The organism is Pseudomonas sp. T8 (genome assembly GCF_024610635.1).
GTDB classification, from domain to species: domain Bacteria; phylum Pseudomonadota; class Gammaproteobacteria; order Pseudomonadales; family Pseudomonadaceae; genus Aquipseudomonas; species Aquipseudomonas chlororaphis_I.
The window spans coordinates 1574939-1592103 of record NZ_CP102374.1; the positions used below are offsets into that span (position 1 = coordinate 1574939).

10 protein-coding genes are annotated in these 17165 nt (G+C 65.8%); 4 read left to right on the forward strand and 6 right to left on the reverse strand.

The window, feature by feature from the left end; translation table 11 throughout:
* Positions 1-65: 65 nt before the first annotated feature.
* Genes NRG23_RS06855 through NRG23_RS06865 form a run of 3 tightly spaced genes read left to right on the forward strand, consistent with a single transcriptional unit; the run spans position 66 to position 5845 of the window.
* The gene (locus NRG23_RS06855) at positions 66-3287 is read left to right on the forward strand and encodes an efflux RND transporter permease subunit (protein WP_257374155.1); all 3222 of its coding nucleotides are present in this window, start codon (positions 66-68) and stop codon (positions 3285-3287) included.
* Positions 3277-4443: an efflux RND transporter periplasmic adaptor subunit gene (locus tag NRG23_RS06860; protein WP_053268762.1), complete on the forward strand. Its 1167-nt coding sequence runs from the start codon at positions 3277-3279 to the stop codon at positions 4441-4443. Before NRG23_RS06855 ends, NRG23_RS06860 begins: the two co-directional genes overlap by 11 nt.
* The gene (locus NRG23_RS06865; protein WP_257374156.1) at positions 4427-5845 is read left to right on the forward strand and encodes an efflux transporter outer membrane subunit; all 1419 of its coding nucleotides are present in this window, start codon (positions 4427-4429) and stop codon (positions 5843-5845) included. The genes NRG23_RS06860 and NRG23_RS06865 overlap by 17 nt, the downstream gene beginning before the upstream one ends.
* Before the next feature lie 1017 nt (positions 5846-6862).
* On the opposite strand, the gene msrA is transcribed toward NRG23_RS06865, so the two are convergent.
* The 6 genes from msrA to NRG23_RS06895 all read right to left on the reverse strand — a co-directional run bounded on the left by msrA (position 6863) and on the right by NRG23_RS06895 (position 14954).
* Complete coding sequence (gene msrA, locus NRG23_RS06870) at positions 6863-7312, reverse strand: peptide-methionine (S)-S-oxide reductase MsrA (protein WP_257374157.1); 450 nt, start codon at positions 7310-7312, stop codon at positions 6863-6865.
* Positions 7313-7329: 17 nt separating this feature from the next.
* Positions 7330-8385 (reverse strand): glycine betaine ABC transporter substrate-binding protein, encoded by a 1056-nt coding sequence (locus NRG23_RS06875; RefSeq protein WP_257374158.1) that lies wholly within the window; start codon positions 8383-8385, stop codon positions 7330-7332.
* Positions 8382-10448 carry an ATP-binding cassette domain-containing protein gene (locus NRG23_RS06880; protein WP_257374160.1) on the reverse strand — a complete coding sequence of 689 codons (2067 nt, stop codon included), beginning with the start codon at positions 10446-10448 and terminating at the stop codon, positions 8382-8384. Before NRG23_RS06880 ends, NRG23_RS06875 begins: the two co-directional genes overlap by 4 nt.
* Positions 10449-10574: 126 nt before the next feature.
* Entirely contained in the window at positions 10575-11543 is a 969-nt protein-coding gene (locus tag NRG23_RS06885) for an aliphatic sulfonate ABC transporter substrate-binding protein (protein WP_257374162.1), read from the reverse strand.
* A 422-nt stretch (positions 11544-11965) separates the two neighbouring features.
* Positions 11966-13249 (reverse strand): Zn-dependent hydrolase, encoded by a 1284-nt coding sequence (locus NRG23_RS06890; RefSeq protein WP_257374163.1) that lies wholly within the window; start codon positions 13247-13249, stop codon positions 11966-11968.
* Between the two features lie 217 nt (positions 13250-13466).
* Positions 13467-14954 (reverse strand): NCS1 family nucleobase:cation symporter-1, encoded by a 1488-nt coding sequence (locus NRG23_RS06895; RefSeq protein WP_038631666.1) that lies wholly within the window; start codon positions 14952-14954, stop codon positions 13467-13469.
* 622 nt (positions 14955-15576) lie between these two features.
* On the opposite strand from NRG23_RS06895, the gene hydA reads away from it, so the two are divergent.
* Complete coding sequence (gene hydA, locus NRG23_RS06900) at positions 15577-17016, forward strand: dihydropyrimidinase (protein ID WP_257374164.1); 1440 nt, start codon at positions 15577-15579, stop codon at positions 17014-17016.
* Positions 17017-17165 lie beyond the last annotated feature (149 nt).

Genomic DNA, 17165 nt, shown 5'->3' on the forward strand with positions numbered 1-17165 from the left:
AAGCCGCGTGTTAGGTGGGTCGCTGGAGACTGCCGAGCTTTGTTTCCGCCTCGGAGGTCCACCCCATGCTCGGGCTGGTCAAGACCGCTCTGCTCAAGCCCTACACGTTTATCGTGCTGGCGATTTTTATCTGCATCATCGGGCCGCTGGCGGCCCTGCGCACGCCCACCGATGTGTTCCCCGATATCGGCATTCCGGTGGTGGCGGTGGTCTGGCAGTACACCGGCCTGTCGCCGGACGCCATGGCCGGGCGGGTGATCTACACCTACGAGCGCTCCCTGAGCACCACGGTCAACGACATCGAGCACATCGAGTCGCAATCCTTGCCGGGCATGGGCATCGTCAAGATTTTCTTCCAGCCGGGGGTGGATATCCGCACCGCCAACGCCCAGGTCACGGCGGTGTCGCAAACCGTGCTCAAGCAGATGCCGCCGGGCATCACCCCGCCGCTGATCCTCAACTACAGCGCCTCGACGGTGCCGATCCTGCAGATGGCCTTCTCCAGCCCGACCCTGTCGGAAGCCAGGATCCGCGACCTGGTGCAGAACAATATCCGCCTGCCCCTGAGCTCCGTGCCGGGGCTGGCGATGCCGACGCCCATGGGCGGCAAGCAGCGGCAGATCACCCTCGACCTGGACCCGCAGGCGCTGGCCGCCAAGGGCCTGTCGGCGCAGGACGTGGGCAACGCCCTGGCGGCGCAGAACCAGATCATCCCGGTGGGCACCGCCAAGCTCGGCGCCAGCGAATACACGGTGCTGCTGAACAACAGCCCGACCGCCATCGACGAGCTCAACGACCTGCCGATCAAGACCGTCGACGGCGCGCTGATCACCATCGGCCAGGTGGCCCATGTGCGCGACGGCTCGCCGCCGCAGAGCAATATCGTGCGGGTCGACGGCCACCGCGCGGTGCTGATGCCGGCGCTGAAGAACGGCAATATCTCCACCCTGTCGATCGTCGATGGCATTCGCCAGATGCTGCCGCGCATCGACGAAACCCTGCCGCCGGCGCTGAAGACTTCTCTGCTGGGAGACGCCTCGGTGTTCGTCAAGCAATCGGTGGGTAGCGTGGCCCGGGAAGGCATCATCGCCGCCCTGCTGACCAGCGCGATGATCCTGCTGTTTCTCGGCAGCTGGCGCTCGACCCTGATCATCGCCGCCTCGATCCCCCTGGCGGTGCTCGCGGCCATCGCCCTGCTCGCCGCCAGCGGCCAGACCCTCAACGTCATGACCCTCGGTGGGCTGGCGCTGGCGGTGGGGATCCTGGTGGACGACGCCACGGTGACCATCGAGAACATCAACTGGCACCTGGAACAGGGCAAGGCGGTGAAGGCCGCGATCCTCGACGGCGCCAAGCAGATCGTCGGCCCGGCCTTTGTCTCGCTGTTGTGCATCTGCATCGTCTTCGTGCCGATGTTCCTGTTGCAGGGCATCGCCGGTTACCTGTTCCGGCCCATGGCGCTGGCGGTGATCTTTGCCATGGCCAGCTCGTTCATCCTCTCGCGGACCCTGGTGCCCACACTGGCCATGTACCTGCTCAAGCCCCATGTGCCGGAAGCAGGCCCGGGGCATCACCCGGAAGATGAATTCATCAACCACCACGAGGGCGAGCAGCACGCCCCGCCACGGCATGCCCTGGTGCGCGGGCTGCTGGGGTTCCAGCAGGGGTTCGAGCGGCGCTTCTCCAATGTCCGTGACACCTACCACGGCCTGCTGACCCTGGCCCTGGCCCACCGCAAGCGCTTCCTGCTGGGTTTCCTCGCTTGCGTGCTGGCCTCCTTCGCGTTGCTGCCGAGCCTCGGCCAGGACTTCTTCCCCGCCACCGACGCCGGCGCCCTGGCCCTGCATGTGCGCCTGCCCCTGGGCACGCGGATCGAGGAAAGCGCGGCGGCCTTCGACCGCATCGAGGCGCGGATTCGCGAGGTGATTCCGCCGGAGCAGCTGGACAGCGTGATCGACAATATCGGCATCCCCCTGAGCGGCATCGACATGGCCTACAGCAGCAGCGGCACCATCGGCCCGCAGGATGGCGATATCCAGGTCACCCTCAAGCCCGGCCACGCGCCGACCGCCGACTACGTGAAGCAGTTGCGCGAAGCCCTGCCGGAAAGTTTCCCCGGCAGCCAGTTCGCCTTCCTGCCGGCGGACATCAGCAGCCAGATCCTCAACTTCGGCGCGCCGGCGCCGCTGGACGTGAAAATCTCCGGGCCCGACGGCGCCGCCAACCGCGCCTATGCCCTGGAGTTGCAACGGCGCCTGCAACATGTGCCGGGCATCGCCGACCTGCGCATCCAGCAGTCCACCGGTTACCCCTCGCTTGCGGTCAAGGTCGACCGCCTGCGGGCCAATGGCCTGGGTATCACCGAGCGCGACGTGACCAACAGCATGGTGGCCTCCTTGGCCGGTAGTTCCCAGGTGGCGCCGACCTTCTGGCTCAACCCGCAGAATGGCGTGTCCTATTCGATCGTCGCCGCCACTCCGCAATACCGCCTGGACAGCCTGCCGTCCCTGGAAGCGCTGCCGGTGACCGGCAGCAACGGCCAGTCGCAGATCCTCGGCGGCCTGGCCAGCATTTCGCGGGTGGACAGCCCGGCGGTGGTCACCCACTACAACATCCAGCCGACCCTGGACCTCTACGCCAACGTCCAGGGCCGCGACCTGGGCGGTGTGGCCCGGGATATCCAGAAAGTCCTCGACGACAGCCAAACGCTGCGGCCCAAGGGCGCGACCATCAGCCTGCACGGGCAGATCGACGCCCTGCATGAAGCCTTCAGCGGCCTGAGCCTGGGCCTGCTGGGCGCGGTGGTGCTGATCTACCTGCTGATCGTGGTCAACTTCCAGTCCTGGCTCGACCCGTTCGTGATCATCACCGCGCTGCCCGCGGCCCTGGCCGGGATTGTGTGGATACTGTTCCTCAGCGGCACCTCGCTGTCGGTGCCGGCGCTGACCGGGGCCATCCTCTGCATGGGCGTGGCCACGGCCAACTCGATCCTGGTGGTGAGCTTCTGCCGCGAACGCCTGGCCGAACACGGCGATGCCCTGAAGGCCGCGCTGGAGGCCGGCTATACGCGCTTTCGCCCGGTGTGCATGACCGCCCTGGCGATGATCATCGGCATGCTGCCGCTGGCCCTGTCGGAGGAGCAGAACGCGCCCTTGGGCCGCGCCGTGATCGGCGGCCTGATCCTCGCCACCACCGCCACCCTGCTCTTTGTTCCCGTGGTGTTCAGCCTGGTCCACGGGCGTCACCCCACTCGCGCTGTCGCTGGAGAAAGTACCCATGTCGCCTGATCACACCCCTTCGCGCAAACGCCTGCTGTGGCTGGGCATCGGCGGCCTGACCCTGGCCGCCCTGCTGGTGGCCAACGGTCTGGCCGCGCGCACCCGCCATGAACGCGCGGTGGCCGCCTGGACCGAAACCGCCGCCGTGCCCCAGGTGCTGGTGTTGCAGCCGCAGCAGAACCGCCAGGGCGACACCCTGCGCCTGCCGGCGCACCTGGAAGCCTGGAGCAAGGCGCCGATCCACGCCCGGGTCAGCGGCTACCTGAAAAGCTGGAACAGCGACATCGGCGCCAAGGTCCAGGCCGGGCAAGTCCTCGCCGAAATCGACAGCCCCGACCTCGACCAGCAGCTGGCGCAGGCCCATGCCCGGCTGGTGCAGGAACAGGCCAATGCGCGGCTGGCGCAGACCACCGCCGTGCGCTGGCAGAACCTCGTGGCCAGCCACTCGGTGTCGCGCCAGGAAGCCGATGAAAAAACCTCCAACGCCGCGGCCGCCAAGGCCAATGCCGAAGCAGCCGCTGCTGACTATGCGCGGCTCTCGGCCCTGGAGGACTACAAGACCATCCGCGCGCCCTTCGCCGGCACCATCACCGCGCGCCACACCGATATCGGCCAGTTGATCAAGGCTGACAACGACAGCGATCCGCAGCTGTTCGATCTGGCCGACACCCACAAGCTGCGGCTCTACGTGCCGGTGCCGCAGAACTACGCCAGCGTGATCCGCCCAGGCCTCACTGCTGAGCTGACGGTGCCGGAACACCCCGGCCAGCACTTCAGCGCGCGGCTGATCGGCGATTCCACCGCCATCGACCAACGCTCCGGCACCCTGCTCGCCCAGTTCGTCGCCGACAACCCCGACGGCGCGCTGCTGCCCGGCGACTATGCCGAGGCCGCCCTGGCCCTGCCCGCCGACACCCGGGGCGTGAGCATCCCCGCCAGCGCCTTGATCTTCCGCGCCCAGGGCACCCAGGTGGCGCTGCTCGACGAGCACAATCACGTGCACCTGCGCGACATCCATATCGGCCTCGACCTCGGCGCACGGCTGGTGATCGACCAGGGCCTGCAAGCCGCCGACCGGGTGATCGACAACCCGCCCGATGCCCTGCGCGAAGGCGACCTGGTGCAACTGGCCGACGCCGGAGGTGAGCATGCGCCCAAGGCTTGAACCGCTTGCTGTGTTGCTGTTGCTGGCCTTGCAAGGCTGCTCCCTGGCGCCCGGCTACCAGGTGCCAACCGTGGAGCTGCCGGCCCACTACCGCGAACAGACCAGCGACGGGCCCTGGCATCCGGCACAACCGGCGGATCAACTGGCCAGCCAGTGGTGGCTGCTGTACCAGGACCCGCGCCTGGATGACCTGCAACAGCGCCTGCTCAAGGCCAACCCGGACCTGGCGGCGGCACTGGCGCACTTCGACGCGGCCCAGGCCTACGCCAGCCAGCTGCATGCCGGGCTGTTCCCGCAGATCAGCGCCAGCGGCCAGTCGCTGCGCCAGCGCCAGTCGGACCACCGGCCGTTGCGCGGCAGCAGCCAGCCTTCGGTGTACAACAGCAACACCGCCGGTTTCTCGCTGAGCTTCGACCCGGACCTGTGGGGGCGGATTCGCAACCAGGTGGCCGCCGGCGATGCCCAGGCCGAAGCCTCGGCCGACGACCTGGCGGTGGCGCGCCTGAGCCTGCAACAGCAGCTGGCGAGCCTGTATGTGCAGCTCAATGGCCTGGATGCGCAGCGTGCGATCCTCAGCCAGTCCCTGGACGACTACGCCCAGGCCCTGCAACTGACCCGCAGCCGCTATCAGGGGCAGATCGCCTCGGAGCTGGACCTGACCCGCGCGCAAAGCCAACTGGCCAGCGCCGAAGCCGAACTGGACGAAGTGCGCGGGCAACGCAACCTCACCGAACACGCGATCGGCGAACTGGTGGGCGAACCGGCCAGCCAGTTCCAACTGCCCGCGGCCACTCAGGCACTGACCCTGCCCGGCGTGCCGCAACAGCTGCCCAGCGCCCTGCTGCAACGCCGCCCGGACATCGCCGCCGCCGAACGCCGGGTGTTCGCCGCCAACGCCAACATAGGCGTGGCCCGGGCCGCCTGGTACCCGGACTTCAGCCTCACCGGCCTGCTCGGCGGGCAGACCCAGGGCAGCGGCAACCTGCTGGCGGCGGGCAATCGCTACTGGGCGCTGGGGCCTCTGGTCAACCTGCCGATATTCGACGGCGGCCGCCTGAGCGCCAACGAACGCCAGGCCCACGCCGAATTCGAGGAAGCCGCCGCCCATTACCGCAGCCAGGTGCTGCGGGCGGTGCGTGAGGTGGAGGACAACCTGGGGCAGTTGCGGGATTTGCAGCAGGAGGCGCTGGACCAGCAGGCGGCGGTGAATGCCGCCGAGCATACGCAGACTTTGGCCATGAACAGTTATCAGGCGGGGGCGGTGAGTTATCTGGAGGTGGTGACGGCGCAGACCGCTGCGTTGCAGGCGCAGCGGGGGTTGCAGGCGCTGCAGACTCGGCGGTTGCAGGCGAGTGTGGGGTTGGTGGTGGCGTTGGGAGGGGGATGGAAAGCTGGCGCTTGATTTGAGCGGATATGGAATCCTCTCCAACTGTGGCGAGGAAGCTGGTTTCCGCTCGATCGGGCAGCAGTCGCAAACCTGATTTCTCTGTGCATCAGAAGCGTTGGGGGACTGGATATTGGGTACATATCCGTTGCTGCGGTCACGGCTGCTTAGGGTTCCGCCCTTACGGCGGGTCACTTTGGAAAGTCCGGAAGCCGGCCCAGCCCAAAGTAACCAAAGGGCCCTGCCCCTGGCGTCCGGTCCTCGCTAAGGCTCGGATTCCCTCGCTCCGGTCCTGCTCCGTGGGCCGCCGCCACAGGCCATCCATGGCCTGGGGCGGCTAACTCGGCATCCCTGCCGAGTTGCCCACTGCGCAGAACCTCCACTCGGCCTCCCGATGGGGCAAACAATCAAAAGCAACGCGAGGCGGCCTGCCGGCCGGCCTGTGTTTGAAAGCACGCGTTCTGTAGCCGTAGCCCTGTAGCCGCTGCCGCAGGCTGCGATCGGGCGCGAAGCGCCCGTAAAACCAGGCGATGGGGGGCATCAGGCAAACCGTGAATACAGGCTTGGCGTCCCTTCGGGCCGATCGCAGCCTGCGGCAGCGGCTACAGGGAGCGCCGTTGAATCCAGGCCGGCCGGCAGGCCGCCGTCTTGCTCTTGCTTTGGCTTTTGATCTGAAGGCCCCGTTAACCACGATGGCCGAACGCAGGCATTGAGCCGTGGGTAACCCGGCAGGGATGCCGGGTTAGCCGCCCCAGGCCATGGATGGCCTGTGGCGGCGGCCCACGGATCAATGCCGGAGTGAGGGTATGCCGAGCCTAGGCGAGGCACCGAGTGGTGGGGCAAAGCGCTTTGGTTACTTTGGCGCTCTTCCAAAGTGACCCGCCGTAAGGGCGGAACCCTAAGCCGCCGTGACCGCAGGAATGGATATGTACACCGTCCAAAAAGTGCAGTGCCAGAGCCGACGCTATCGCGGGCAAGCCTCGCTCCTACAGAAGCCGACCTGCAGCGAGAGCAAAACCACCTGCGGCCAGCGCCTCAGATATGGCAACTACTCAATCCATTCTTCTCCAAATACCGCTGATGCGCTTCGTCCGCCAATTCGAAGCGCCCCAGCGGCACCACCACCGTGGCCACGGGTTTGTTGAGACGGCCGGAGTCTTGCAGGGCCGTCTTGGCCTGCCGTGCCTGTTCGGCCTGTAGCGCGTCGGTGTGGAAGATCGCCGAACGATATTTCACCCCACCATGTTCCCCCTGCCGATCCACCGAAGTCGGATCATGCAGCCCCCAGAAGTGCTCGATCAGGCTCGAATAAGCCAATACCCGAGGATCGAAATCCACCTGCACCACCTCGATCCGTAACGACTCATCGCCCGCCTCCACCGCATAGCCCACCCGCGTATCCACCACCCCCGGCAGCACCCGGAACGCGGCTTCCGCGCCCCAGAAACAGCCCGCGCCGAAGGTCGCCTGCTTGATCCCGCTCATGTTCCGATACTCCTCGCTCACTGCACCGCTCCGACTTTCTCGCCGCTGGCGCCCAGCCATTGATCGACAATCGCCGGGTTGGCCTGGACCCAAGCCTTGGCCGCTTGCGCCGCAGGTTGTTGTTCCTTCTCGATCCTGAGGATCAGGTCATTCAACACCTGCGGGTCGATGCTGAAGTTTTCCAGGAAGGCGGCGATCCGTGGCGCGCGTTTCTGCAAGGCGCTGGAGGCCAGGACATAGACCCGGGCGTCCGGGTAGGCGCAGGTGATCTTGCTCTTGTTCAGCCAGTCGGCGTCCACCGTCGGGCTGACGAATTTCCAGCAGCCGTCGGCCTTGTACAGCGGGTCGCCCTTCTTGTTGTCCTGGGCGTAGCCGTCGAACACCGGCTCGTCCAGGCGGCGCAGGTCGAAGGCGGAGAAGATCCAGTCCGGGGTGTAGGCGTAGAACACCACGCCGCGCTGGGCCTTGTAGGCCGCGGCGAGCTTGGCGTAGGTCACCGAGGCTTCGGTGGACACCGACTCGAACTGGTCGGCAAAACCGAAATCCTTGGCCTTGATCTGGCCGATATAGGTCGACTCCCAGCCCGCCGGGCCCACCAGCAATTGCGCCTTGCCGCCGCCCAGGGGTTCGAAGAGTTTCGCCACTTCGGGTTTCTGCAGGTCGTAGACCGACTTCACGCCGTATTTGTCTTGCAGGTAACCGGGGATATAGAAGCCCTGGACCCCGAGGTAGGGTTGCTTGTTCGGCACCAGGGAGCGGGTGCCGCCGGTGACGTACTTGGCCCAGGCGGCGGACTGATTAGGCAGCCAGATATCGGTCAGCACGTCCACCGAACCGTCGCCCTTGGCCGCGGCGGCGAACAGCACCGGTATGTCACCGGCCAGGTACGACACGTCGCCGTCGAGGCGGCTTTTGATCACCTCGCCGAGGATGTTCTGGATGGCGATGGCGCCGGTCCAGTTCTGTTCGCCGATGACGATCTTGTCCTTGGCCAGCACCGGCAGGGACAACCCCAACAGCAGCGCGGCGGCGCCCAGGGTACGGGAAAACGACTTGTTCAAGAGACACCTCATGGCTGATGGAAAGCGCGATCCCGCTGGCGCAGGGTCGCTTGAATGATGCGGTCGGGAATCAGCGCGCAGAACACGATCGCGGCGCCGGCCAACATGCCTTCGCCGCCCTTGATATTGCGCAGCGCGGTCATCACGTCGTAGCCCAGGCCGCCGGCGCCGATCAGCGCCGCGACCACCACCATCGACAGGCTCATCACCAGGGTCTGGTTGATCCCCAGCAGCAGCGAGCCGGCGGCCAGGGGCAGCTCGACCTTGGTCAGGATCTGCCACGGCGTGGCGCCGTGGGCCAGGGCCGCTTCGACGGCGGTCCTGGGCACTTCCTGAATCCCCAGGGCGGTAAGGCGGATCATCGGCGCCAGGGCGAAGATCAGCGTGGCGATCACCGCCGGGGTCTTGCCCACCGAGAAGAACGCCACCGCCGGGATCAGGTACACGAAGGTCGGCAGGGTCTGCATCACGTCCAGCAAGGGCGTGATCAGGCGTCGGGCCAGGGCGCGCTTGGCCAGGAGGATGCCGGCGGGCACGCCGATCAGCAGCGACAGCAGCACCGAGGAACCCACCAGGGCCAGGGTGGCGATGGTCCGCTCCCAGAAGCCGAACAGGCCGATATAGAACAAGGCCGCCGCGCTGGTCAGGGCCAGCGCCGCGCCGGCCGAGCGCCAGGCCAGCAACACCAGGGCCAGCGCCGGCACGGGCCAGGGCAGCCAGCCCAGCAGGCTTTCGATGCTCTCGATCACCGTGCGCACCGCGACGATGACGCCGACGAAGGTGCTTTCGAAGGTGACCTGGGACCAACCAATCAACTGGTCAATGGCGGCCGCGGTGCTCAGCAGCGCCTGGCGGTCGGCGGGAAATTGCAGCCAGGGGCCGCTGGCATCCACGGCCGCCACCCGCCACAGCACCAGGCCCTGGCACAACAGCAGCACCAGCCACGGCAGGCGCCAATCGGAACGGCCCTGGCGGCTCGGACGGCGGGCCAGGGTCACGCTGAGCAGACGGCTGAGCAGCAAGCCAAGAATCGCCAACCCAGCCCAACCGAGACTGGCGCTGGCCAACCATTGGCCCAGGGCACTGGCCGCTGCCAATTCCAAGGCGAAACCCAGCCAATACAAGGCGCCATGCCCGCTGGCGGCCAAGGCCGCCGGCCCCAGCGACAGCGCCTGCCAGAAGGAAAACCCCGGGGCCACGGGCGCCGGAGCGGGTGCTGTTTTGGCCGAAGCCACGGGCGCCGCGGCAACCGTGTCGCTGCGCGCGCCGTGCTCCTGAAAGAAGTCCGCCACCTCGGCGTCTGCCGGGTGCTCCAGCAACTCGCCGGGGCTGCCCAACTGGATCAGATGGCCCTGGCGCAGCACCGCGATGCGGTCGGCCAGGCGCAGGGCCTCGGCCGGGTCGTGGGTCACCAGCAAGGTGGTGATGCCGCGCTCACGCACCAGGCGCAGGAAGTGGCTTTGCAGGTCGCGGCGGATGGTCGGGTCGAGGGCGCTGAAGGGTTCGTCCATCAGCAGGATGTCCGGCTCGCTGACCAGCGCCCGGGCCAGGCCAACCCGCTGCTGCATGCCACCGGACAGTTCATGGGGATAGTGCTCGCCCCAACCCTCCAGGCCCATGGCCCGCAGTTGCACATCGGCCGCGGCCTGGCGCAGCGCCTCGGGCTCGCCGCGCAGTTCCAGGGGCAAGGCGACGTTGTCGCGCACGCTGCGATGGGGCAGCAGGCCGAAGTGCTGGAAGACCATGCCGATGCGCCGCGAACGCAGGGTGCGCAGGTCCTTGGCCGAGAGCTGGCTGATGGCCGCGCCGTCGATCAATACCTCGCCGCTGCTGGGCTCGATCAGCCGGTTGATGTGCCGCAGCAAGGTGGATTTGCCGCTGCCGGAGGTGCCCATCAGGCACAGCACTTCGCCACGGCGCACGCTGAGGCTGACTTGCTCCACCGCCGGCGCGGACGAGCCGCGGCCGTAGCTTTTGGTCAGGTTGCGCAGCTCCAGCACCACCTCGGCGCTGGCCGGTTGCGGGGCGGACGAGGCTGGGACGGCAAAGGCCGCTTGGGGGTGAACGGCGGACACAGGAACTCCTGACGCCGGGCGCGCAGCGGCGTAACCGGCGGTGATGACAAAGGGAAAATGGGTGGGGCCGGCCAGCCGGCTACCCCAGGGGAATGGGCTCGCCGAAGAAGGCGAGCCAAGGCTCAGTTACAGATGCGTGGGGCTCCACAGTTGCACCGCGCGGGCATCCACCGGCTTGGGCAAGAGTTTTTCCTGGTAGAAGGCATCGGCGATTTTCTGCTGTTCGCCCAGGGCCTCCGGCTGCACCACTTCCACCTGGTAGGTGCGGCGACTGTTGGCCAGCTCCACCGTGCTCACGTCCAGGTTGCCCCACAGCGGACCGAGCAGTTTTGCCGCCTCCGTCGGGTGCGCCTTGACCCAGGTGCCGGTCTTCTGCAACTCGGCGAACACCTGCTGCAGCACCTCGGGGTGGGCCTTGGCGTAATCGTTGGAGGCCAGGTAATAACGCCGGTAACTGGCCAGGCCCTGGCCGTCGTGCAGCACCCGCGCGCCCTGCTGGCGTTCGGCGCTGGCGACGAAGGGTTCCCAGGTGACCCAGGCATCGACCTTGGCGGTTTCCAGGGCGGCGCGGCCATCGGCCGGGGTCAGGTACACCGGCTGGATGTCGGCGAAACTCAGGCCAGCCTCGCGCAGCGCGGCAATCAGCAGGTAATGGCTGCCGGCGGCCTTGGTCACGGCGACGCGCTTGCCCTTGAGGTCGGCCAGGGATTTGAGGGTGGAATCCTTGGGAATGACGATGGACTGCGCCGCGGGCGACGGGGTTTCCGTGGCGAAGTAGGTCAGCTTGGCTCCGGCGGCCTGGGCGAACACCGGCACGGTGTCGGCGACATCGGCGCTGATGTCGACGTTGCCCACGTTCAGCGATTCCGCCAGGGGCAGGCCGCTGGTGAATTCATGCCAGGAGATCTTCACGCCCTGCCCCGCCAGTTGTTTTTCCAGGGTGCCTTGGGCCTTGAGCACCGCCAGCAGGGTCGAGGATTTCTGGTAGCCGATACGCAGGTCGGTATCGGCCTGGGCATCGAGGGCCATGCCCAGCGCCAGACCGGCCAGGGCGGTGATCGACAAGCTACGACGCAAAGCAAAGGGCAGGCGCATGGGGGCGGACCTTCTGGAAGACAGGAAAGTCGCTAAAAGCTAATCGATCTAAGAATTAAGATATAAATACTTTTTAGGAATTAGCTTAGGTTCGGGTGGACGATCCCAAGCTGCATGCGATGGCCGATCACCCCATCACCCTGTAGCCGCTGCCGAGCACCGCGAGGCTGCGATAAGGCCCGCAGGGCCTTGGTTCCCGATATCCCGACGAACCTCAATCGGCCTTGAGATCGCCGCGCCCGTTCCGGGCGATCGCAGCCTGCGGCAGCGGCTACAGAAGTGGTGTTCTCACGACCACCGCAAACCTGTAGGAGCGAGCTTGCTCGCGATGACCGTCAACGATAACGCGCCGCTTCCTGGAGAAATGCGGTGCCCTCTGGTTTATCGCGAGCAAGCTCGCTCCTACAGGTGGACGATGGTCGTCAAGCGACGTGTTGTCCTTTGGCAACTGCCTGGGACGCCGCCAGCATCGCCCGCAGCAACACCGCGCAGCCGGCGGCGAGGTCGTCGGGGTCGGCGTTTTCGATTTCGTTGTGGCTGATGCCGCCCTCGCAGGGCACGAAGATCATCCCCGCCGGGCCCAGCTCGGCGACGAAGATCGCGTCGTGCCCGGCGCCACTGACTATGTCCATATGGCTCAGGCCCAACCCCTGCGCCGCCTCGCGCACCGCGTCGACGCAGATCTTGTCGAAATACAGTGGCGGAAAGTCCGCGGTCGGTTGCATCTCGAAGGTCAGGCCATGCTCTTCGCAGGTGCTGTCGATCACCTGGCGCACCTCGGCGATCATCGAGTCCAGGCGCGCCGGTTCCAGGTGCCGGAAGTCCAGGGTCATGCGCACCTCGCCGGGGATCACGTTGCGCGAACCGGGATAGGCCTGCAGGCAACCCACGGTGCCGCAGGCATGGGGCTGATGGCCGAGGGCGGCGCGGTTGACCGCGGCCACCACCGCCGCCGCGCCGACCAGGGCGTCCTTGCGCAGGTGCATCGGGGTCGGGCCGGCGTGGGCTTCGACACCGCGCAGCTTCAGGTCGAACCATTTCTGGCCGAGGGCGCCGAGTACGACGCCGATGGTTTTCTTCTCGTCCTCGAGGATCGGCCCTTGCTCGATATGGGCTTCGAAGTAGGCCCCCACCTTGTGCCCGCTGACCTTACGGCTGCCGGCATAGCCGATGGCGTTCAGCGCATCGCCGACGCTCACGCCCTCGGCATCGGTCTTGGCCAGGGTCTCTTCCAGGGTGAATTTCTCGGCGAACACCCCGGAGCCCATCATGCACGGCGGGAAGCGCGAGCCCTCTTCGTTGGTCCACACCACCACTTCCAGCGGCGCCTCGGTTTCCACCCCGAGGTCGTTGAGGGTGCGCAGCACTTCGAGCCCGGCCAGCACGCCGAAGCAGCCATCGAATTTGCCGCCGGTGGGCTGGGTGTCGATATGGCTGCCGGTCATCACCGGCGGCAGCTGCGGGTTACGCCCGGCGCGGTGGGCGAAGATATTGCCGATGCCATCCACCGTGACCGTGCACCCCGCGGCCTCGCACCATTGGACAAACAGGTCGCGGGCCTGGCGGTCGAGGTCGGTCAGGGCCAGGCGACAGACCCCGCCCTTGACCGTGGCCCCGAGCCTCGCCAGCTCCATGAGTGACTGCCACAGGCGGTCGCGGTTGATGTGCCGGTGGCTGGATTGCAGAACGTCGACGGCAGCGTTCATGGTGATCTCCTCAGGCTTTTCTGGTTGTCGTTGACGAGGTCGGGCTCGTCTTGGGTGCTGTGGTGTCTGGTGGATCGCATCGCGCAAAAAAGCGACACGGCCCCTTGTAGGAGCGAGCTTGCTCGCGATAAACGTGCAAACAACCTTGTCTGCCTGTTGGATCGCGTTATGTCTGCTGGCCAATCGCGAGCAAGCTCGCTCCTACAGGGTCCGTCCATCACACCGGCGTCTTGGCGGTCGCGGTTCGCGGGCTGCCCAGGCTGCACAGCCCGTAGTAAATGATCCCGCCCAGCGCCGAGCCGGTGAACCAGCCGTAGCTGTAGAACCAGCTGAACGCATCGCTGCCCAGGGACAGCAGGGTCAGCGCCACCGGCACGCCGAAGGCGATAAAGCCGTACCAGTTCCACGCCGGGTACACGTCATCGCGGTACAGCCCGGCCAGGTCCAGCTGCTGTCTGCGGATGATGAAATAGTCCACCACCATGATTCCGGCGATAGGCCCCAGCAGGCTGGAGTAACCCAGCAGCCAGTTGGAATACACGGTCTCCAGGCTCACATCCGAGACCAGCAGGCCGAGCTTTTTCAGCAGTTCGTGGGCCATCAGCGCCAGGCCGACGAGCCCGGTGAGGATCACCGCCTTGGTGCGGCCGATCAGCTTGGGCGCGATGTTCTGGAAGTCGTTGGTCGGCGAGACGATGTTCGCCGCGGTGTTGGTCGAGAGCGTGGCGATGATGATCAGCGCCATGGCCAGGGCCACCCAGCCGGGGCTCTGGATATGGCCGATCAGGCTCACCGGGTCGGAGACGGTGACGCCCACCAGTTTCACCGAGGCGGCGGTCATCACCACCCCCAGGGCGGCGAACAGGAACATGGTCAGCGGCAGGCCGAAAATCTGCCCGAGGATCTGGTCCTTCTGGCTCTTCGCGTAGCGGCTGAAGTCCGGAATATTCAGCGACAGGGTGGCCCAGAAACCGACCATCGCCGTGAGCCCGGCGAAGAAGTAGCTGTAGACGCTCGCCCCTTCCGGACGCTTGGGCGGCTGCGCCAGCAGTTCGCTCAACGACACGTTGGGCAATGCCCACACCAGCAGCCCCGCCCCCACCAATACCAGCAGCGGCGCCGACAGGGTTTCCAGCCACTTGATCGACTCGGCGCCGCGCAGCACCACCCACAGGTTGAGGGTCCAGAAGATCATGAAACCGATCACCTCCCCGGTGCCGCCCAGGGCTTTCCAGCCCTCGAAGATCGAGCCGAGGAACAGGTGGATCGCCAGGCCGCCGAACATCGTCTGGATACCGAACCAGCCGCAGGCCACCAGGGCACGGATCAGGCACGGCACGTTGGAACCGATGACGCCGAAAGACGCACGCAGCAGCACCGGGAACGGGATGCCGTACTTGGTGCCGGCGAAAGCGTTGAGGGTCAGGGGGATCAGCACCACGATATTGGCCAGCAGGATCGCCAGCAGCGCCTCGCCCACGGTCAGGCCGAAATAGGCGGTGAGCACGCCGCCCAGGGTGTAGGTCGGCACGCAGATCGACATGCCGACCCACAGCGCGGTGATGTGCCATTTGTTCCAGGTGCGCTCGTGGACCTTGGTCGGCGCGATATCGTGGTTGTAACGGGGGCTGTCGAGCACGTCGCTGCCGGCGTCCAGCTCGTACAGGCCGGCACGCTCGGTCACTTGAGATCTGTTCTGTTGCATGGCCGCTCCACTTTTTTCTGATTATTTTTGCTCATCGGGCGGGCCGGCAGACGTGCTGCCAGCCCGGCGATGGCCGGAGAACTGACGACTTTTACCGACCGGCCATCCTGTCGACGGCGGCACTCAATAAGCGTGCCGGCTGGTCCATCGACGGTGCTCCACAGTCGGTAAAATCCATGTAAACAACTGATGTTTCTTCAGTTTTATTCTGAACAACTTCCTGTCCGAGATAACTTGCCGGTTCACTCAGGCCGAATGCCGGGCAAGTTGTCCATCAGGTCAGGACTCAATCTGGTGCACGCAAAATTTTTTCAAACTTTCGTATGGGCCACAGGCCTCCTTCAAGCGGCTGATTTCACATAGGAAATCTTGCTCATATTTCGATCCTGTCAAGTGCGTCAAAATGGTGAAAGGCTGCACCATTTTGCGGATTTACGAATTAAATCCTTATATTTCAATCATTTAATATCGATATATGCTTATAAAAAATAATCTTGCCGATTGAATGAACACCAGCTAGTTTTTATTCCTGACACCGCTGACAGGAATAAGATTCCGCAGCCTGCTTATTACAAGAACACTAGAACCGGCATAAGCCGGTCATGCCTGCGAGGAACTCGGAATGTCTCTGTTGATCCGTGGCGCCACCGTTATTACCCATGATGAAAGTTATAAGGCCGATGTGTTGTGCGCCGACGGCGTGATCAAGGCCATCGGCCAGAATCTGGACAGTCCTGCAGGCTGCGAAGTGCTCGATGGCAGTGGCCAATACCTGATGCCCGGCGGCATCGATCCTCACACCCATATGCAATTGCCCTTCATGGGCACCGTGGCCAGCGAAGACTTCTTCAGCGGCACCGCCGCGGGCCTGGCGGGCGGCACCACCTCGATCATCGATTTCGTGATTCCCAATCCGCAGCAGTCCCTGCTGGAGGCCTTTCACCAGTGGCGCGGCTGGGCCGAGAAGTCCGCGTCGGACTACGGCTTCCACGTCGCCATCACCTGGTGGAGCGAGCAGGTGCGCGAGGAAATGGCCGAGCTGGTGAGCCGGCACGGGGTCAACAGCTTCAAGCATTTCATGGCCTACAAGAACGCGATCATGGCCGCCGACGACACCCTGGTGGCGAGCTTCGAGCGCTGCCTGGAACTCGGCGCCGTGCCAACGGTGCACGCGGAGAACGGCGAGCTGGTCTACCACCTGCAACGCAAGCTGCTGGCCCAGGGCATCACCGGGCCGGAAGCCCACCCGCTGTCGCGCCCTTCCCAGGTCGAAGGCGAAGCCGCCAGCCGGGCGATCCGCATTGCCGAAACCCTCGGCACGCCGCTGTACCTGGTGCACGTCTCGACCAAAGAGGCGCTGGACGAAATCACCTACGCCCGCGGCAAGGGCCAGCCGGTGTACGGCGAAGTGCTGGCCGGGCACCTGCTGCTGGACGACAGCGTGTACCGCCACCCGGACTGGCAGACCGCCGCCGGCTATGTGATGAGCCCGCCCTTCCGCCCTCGCGGGCATCAGGACGCGCTGTGGCACGGCCTGCAATCGGGCAACCTGCACACCACCGCCACCGACCACTGCTGCTTCTGCGCCGAGCAGAAAGCCGCTGGCCGCGACGATTTCAGCAAGATCCCCAACGGCACCGCCGGCATCGAAGACCGCATGGCCGTGCTCTGGGACGAAGGGGTGAACAGCGGGCGCCTGTCGATGCAGGACTTCGTCGCCCTGACTTCCACCAATGCGGCGAAGATTTTCAACCTCTACCCGCGCAAGGGCGCGATCCGCGTCGGCGCCGATGCCGACCTGGTGCTCTGGGACCCGCAAGGCAGCCGCACCATTTCCGCCGCGACCCACCACCAGCAGGTGGACTTCAACATCTTCGAAGGCAAGACCGTGCGCGGCGTGCCCAGCCACACCATCAGCCAGGGCAAGCTGGTCTGGGTCGACGGCGACCTGCGCGCCGAGCGCGGCGCGGGCCGTTATGTCGAGCGCCCGGCCTACCCGGCAGTGTTCGACCTGCTGAGCAAACGCGCCGAGGCGCACAAGCCGACGGCCGTCAAACGCTGAGATCGGGGGCCTGTGATCTCCGCGATCCCTGTAGCCGCTGTCGAGCACTAGCGAGGCTGCGACCGGCAACGCAGTTGCCGCAAAACCTGCGCTTGCGGTGTACCAGGTAGAACGCGGTAGGCAGTTTTACGGCCGCTTCGTCGGAATGC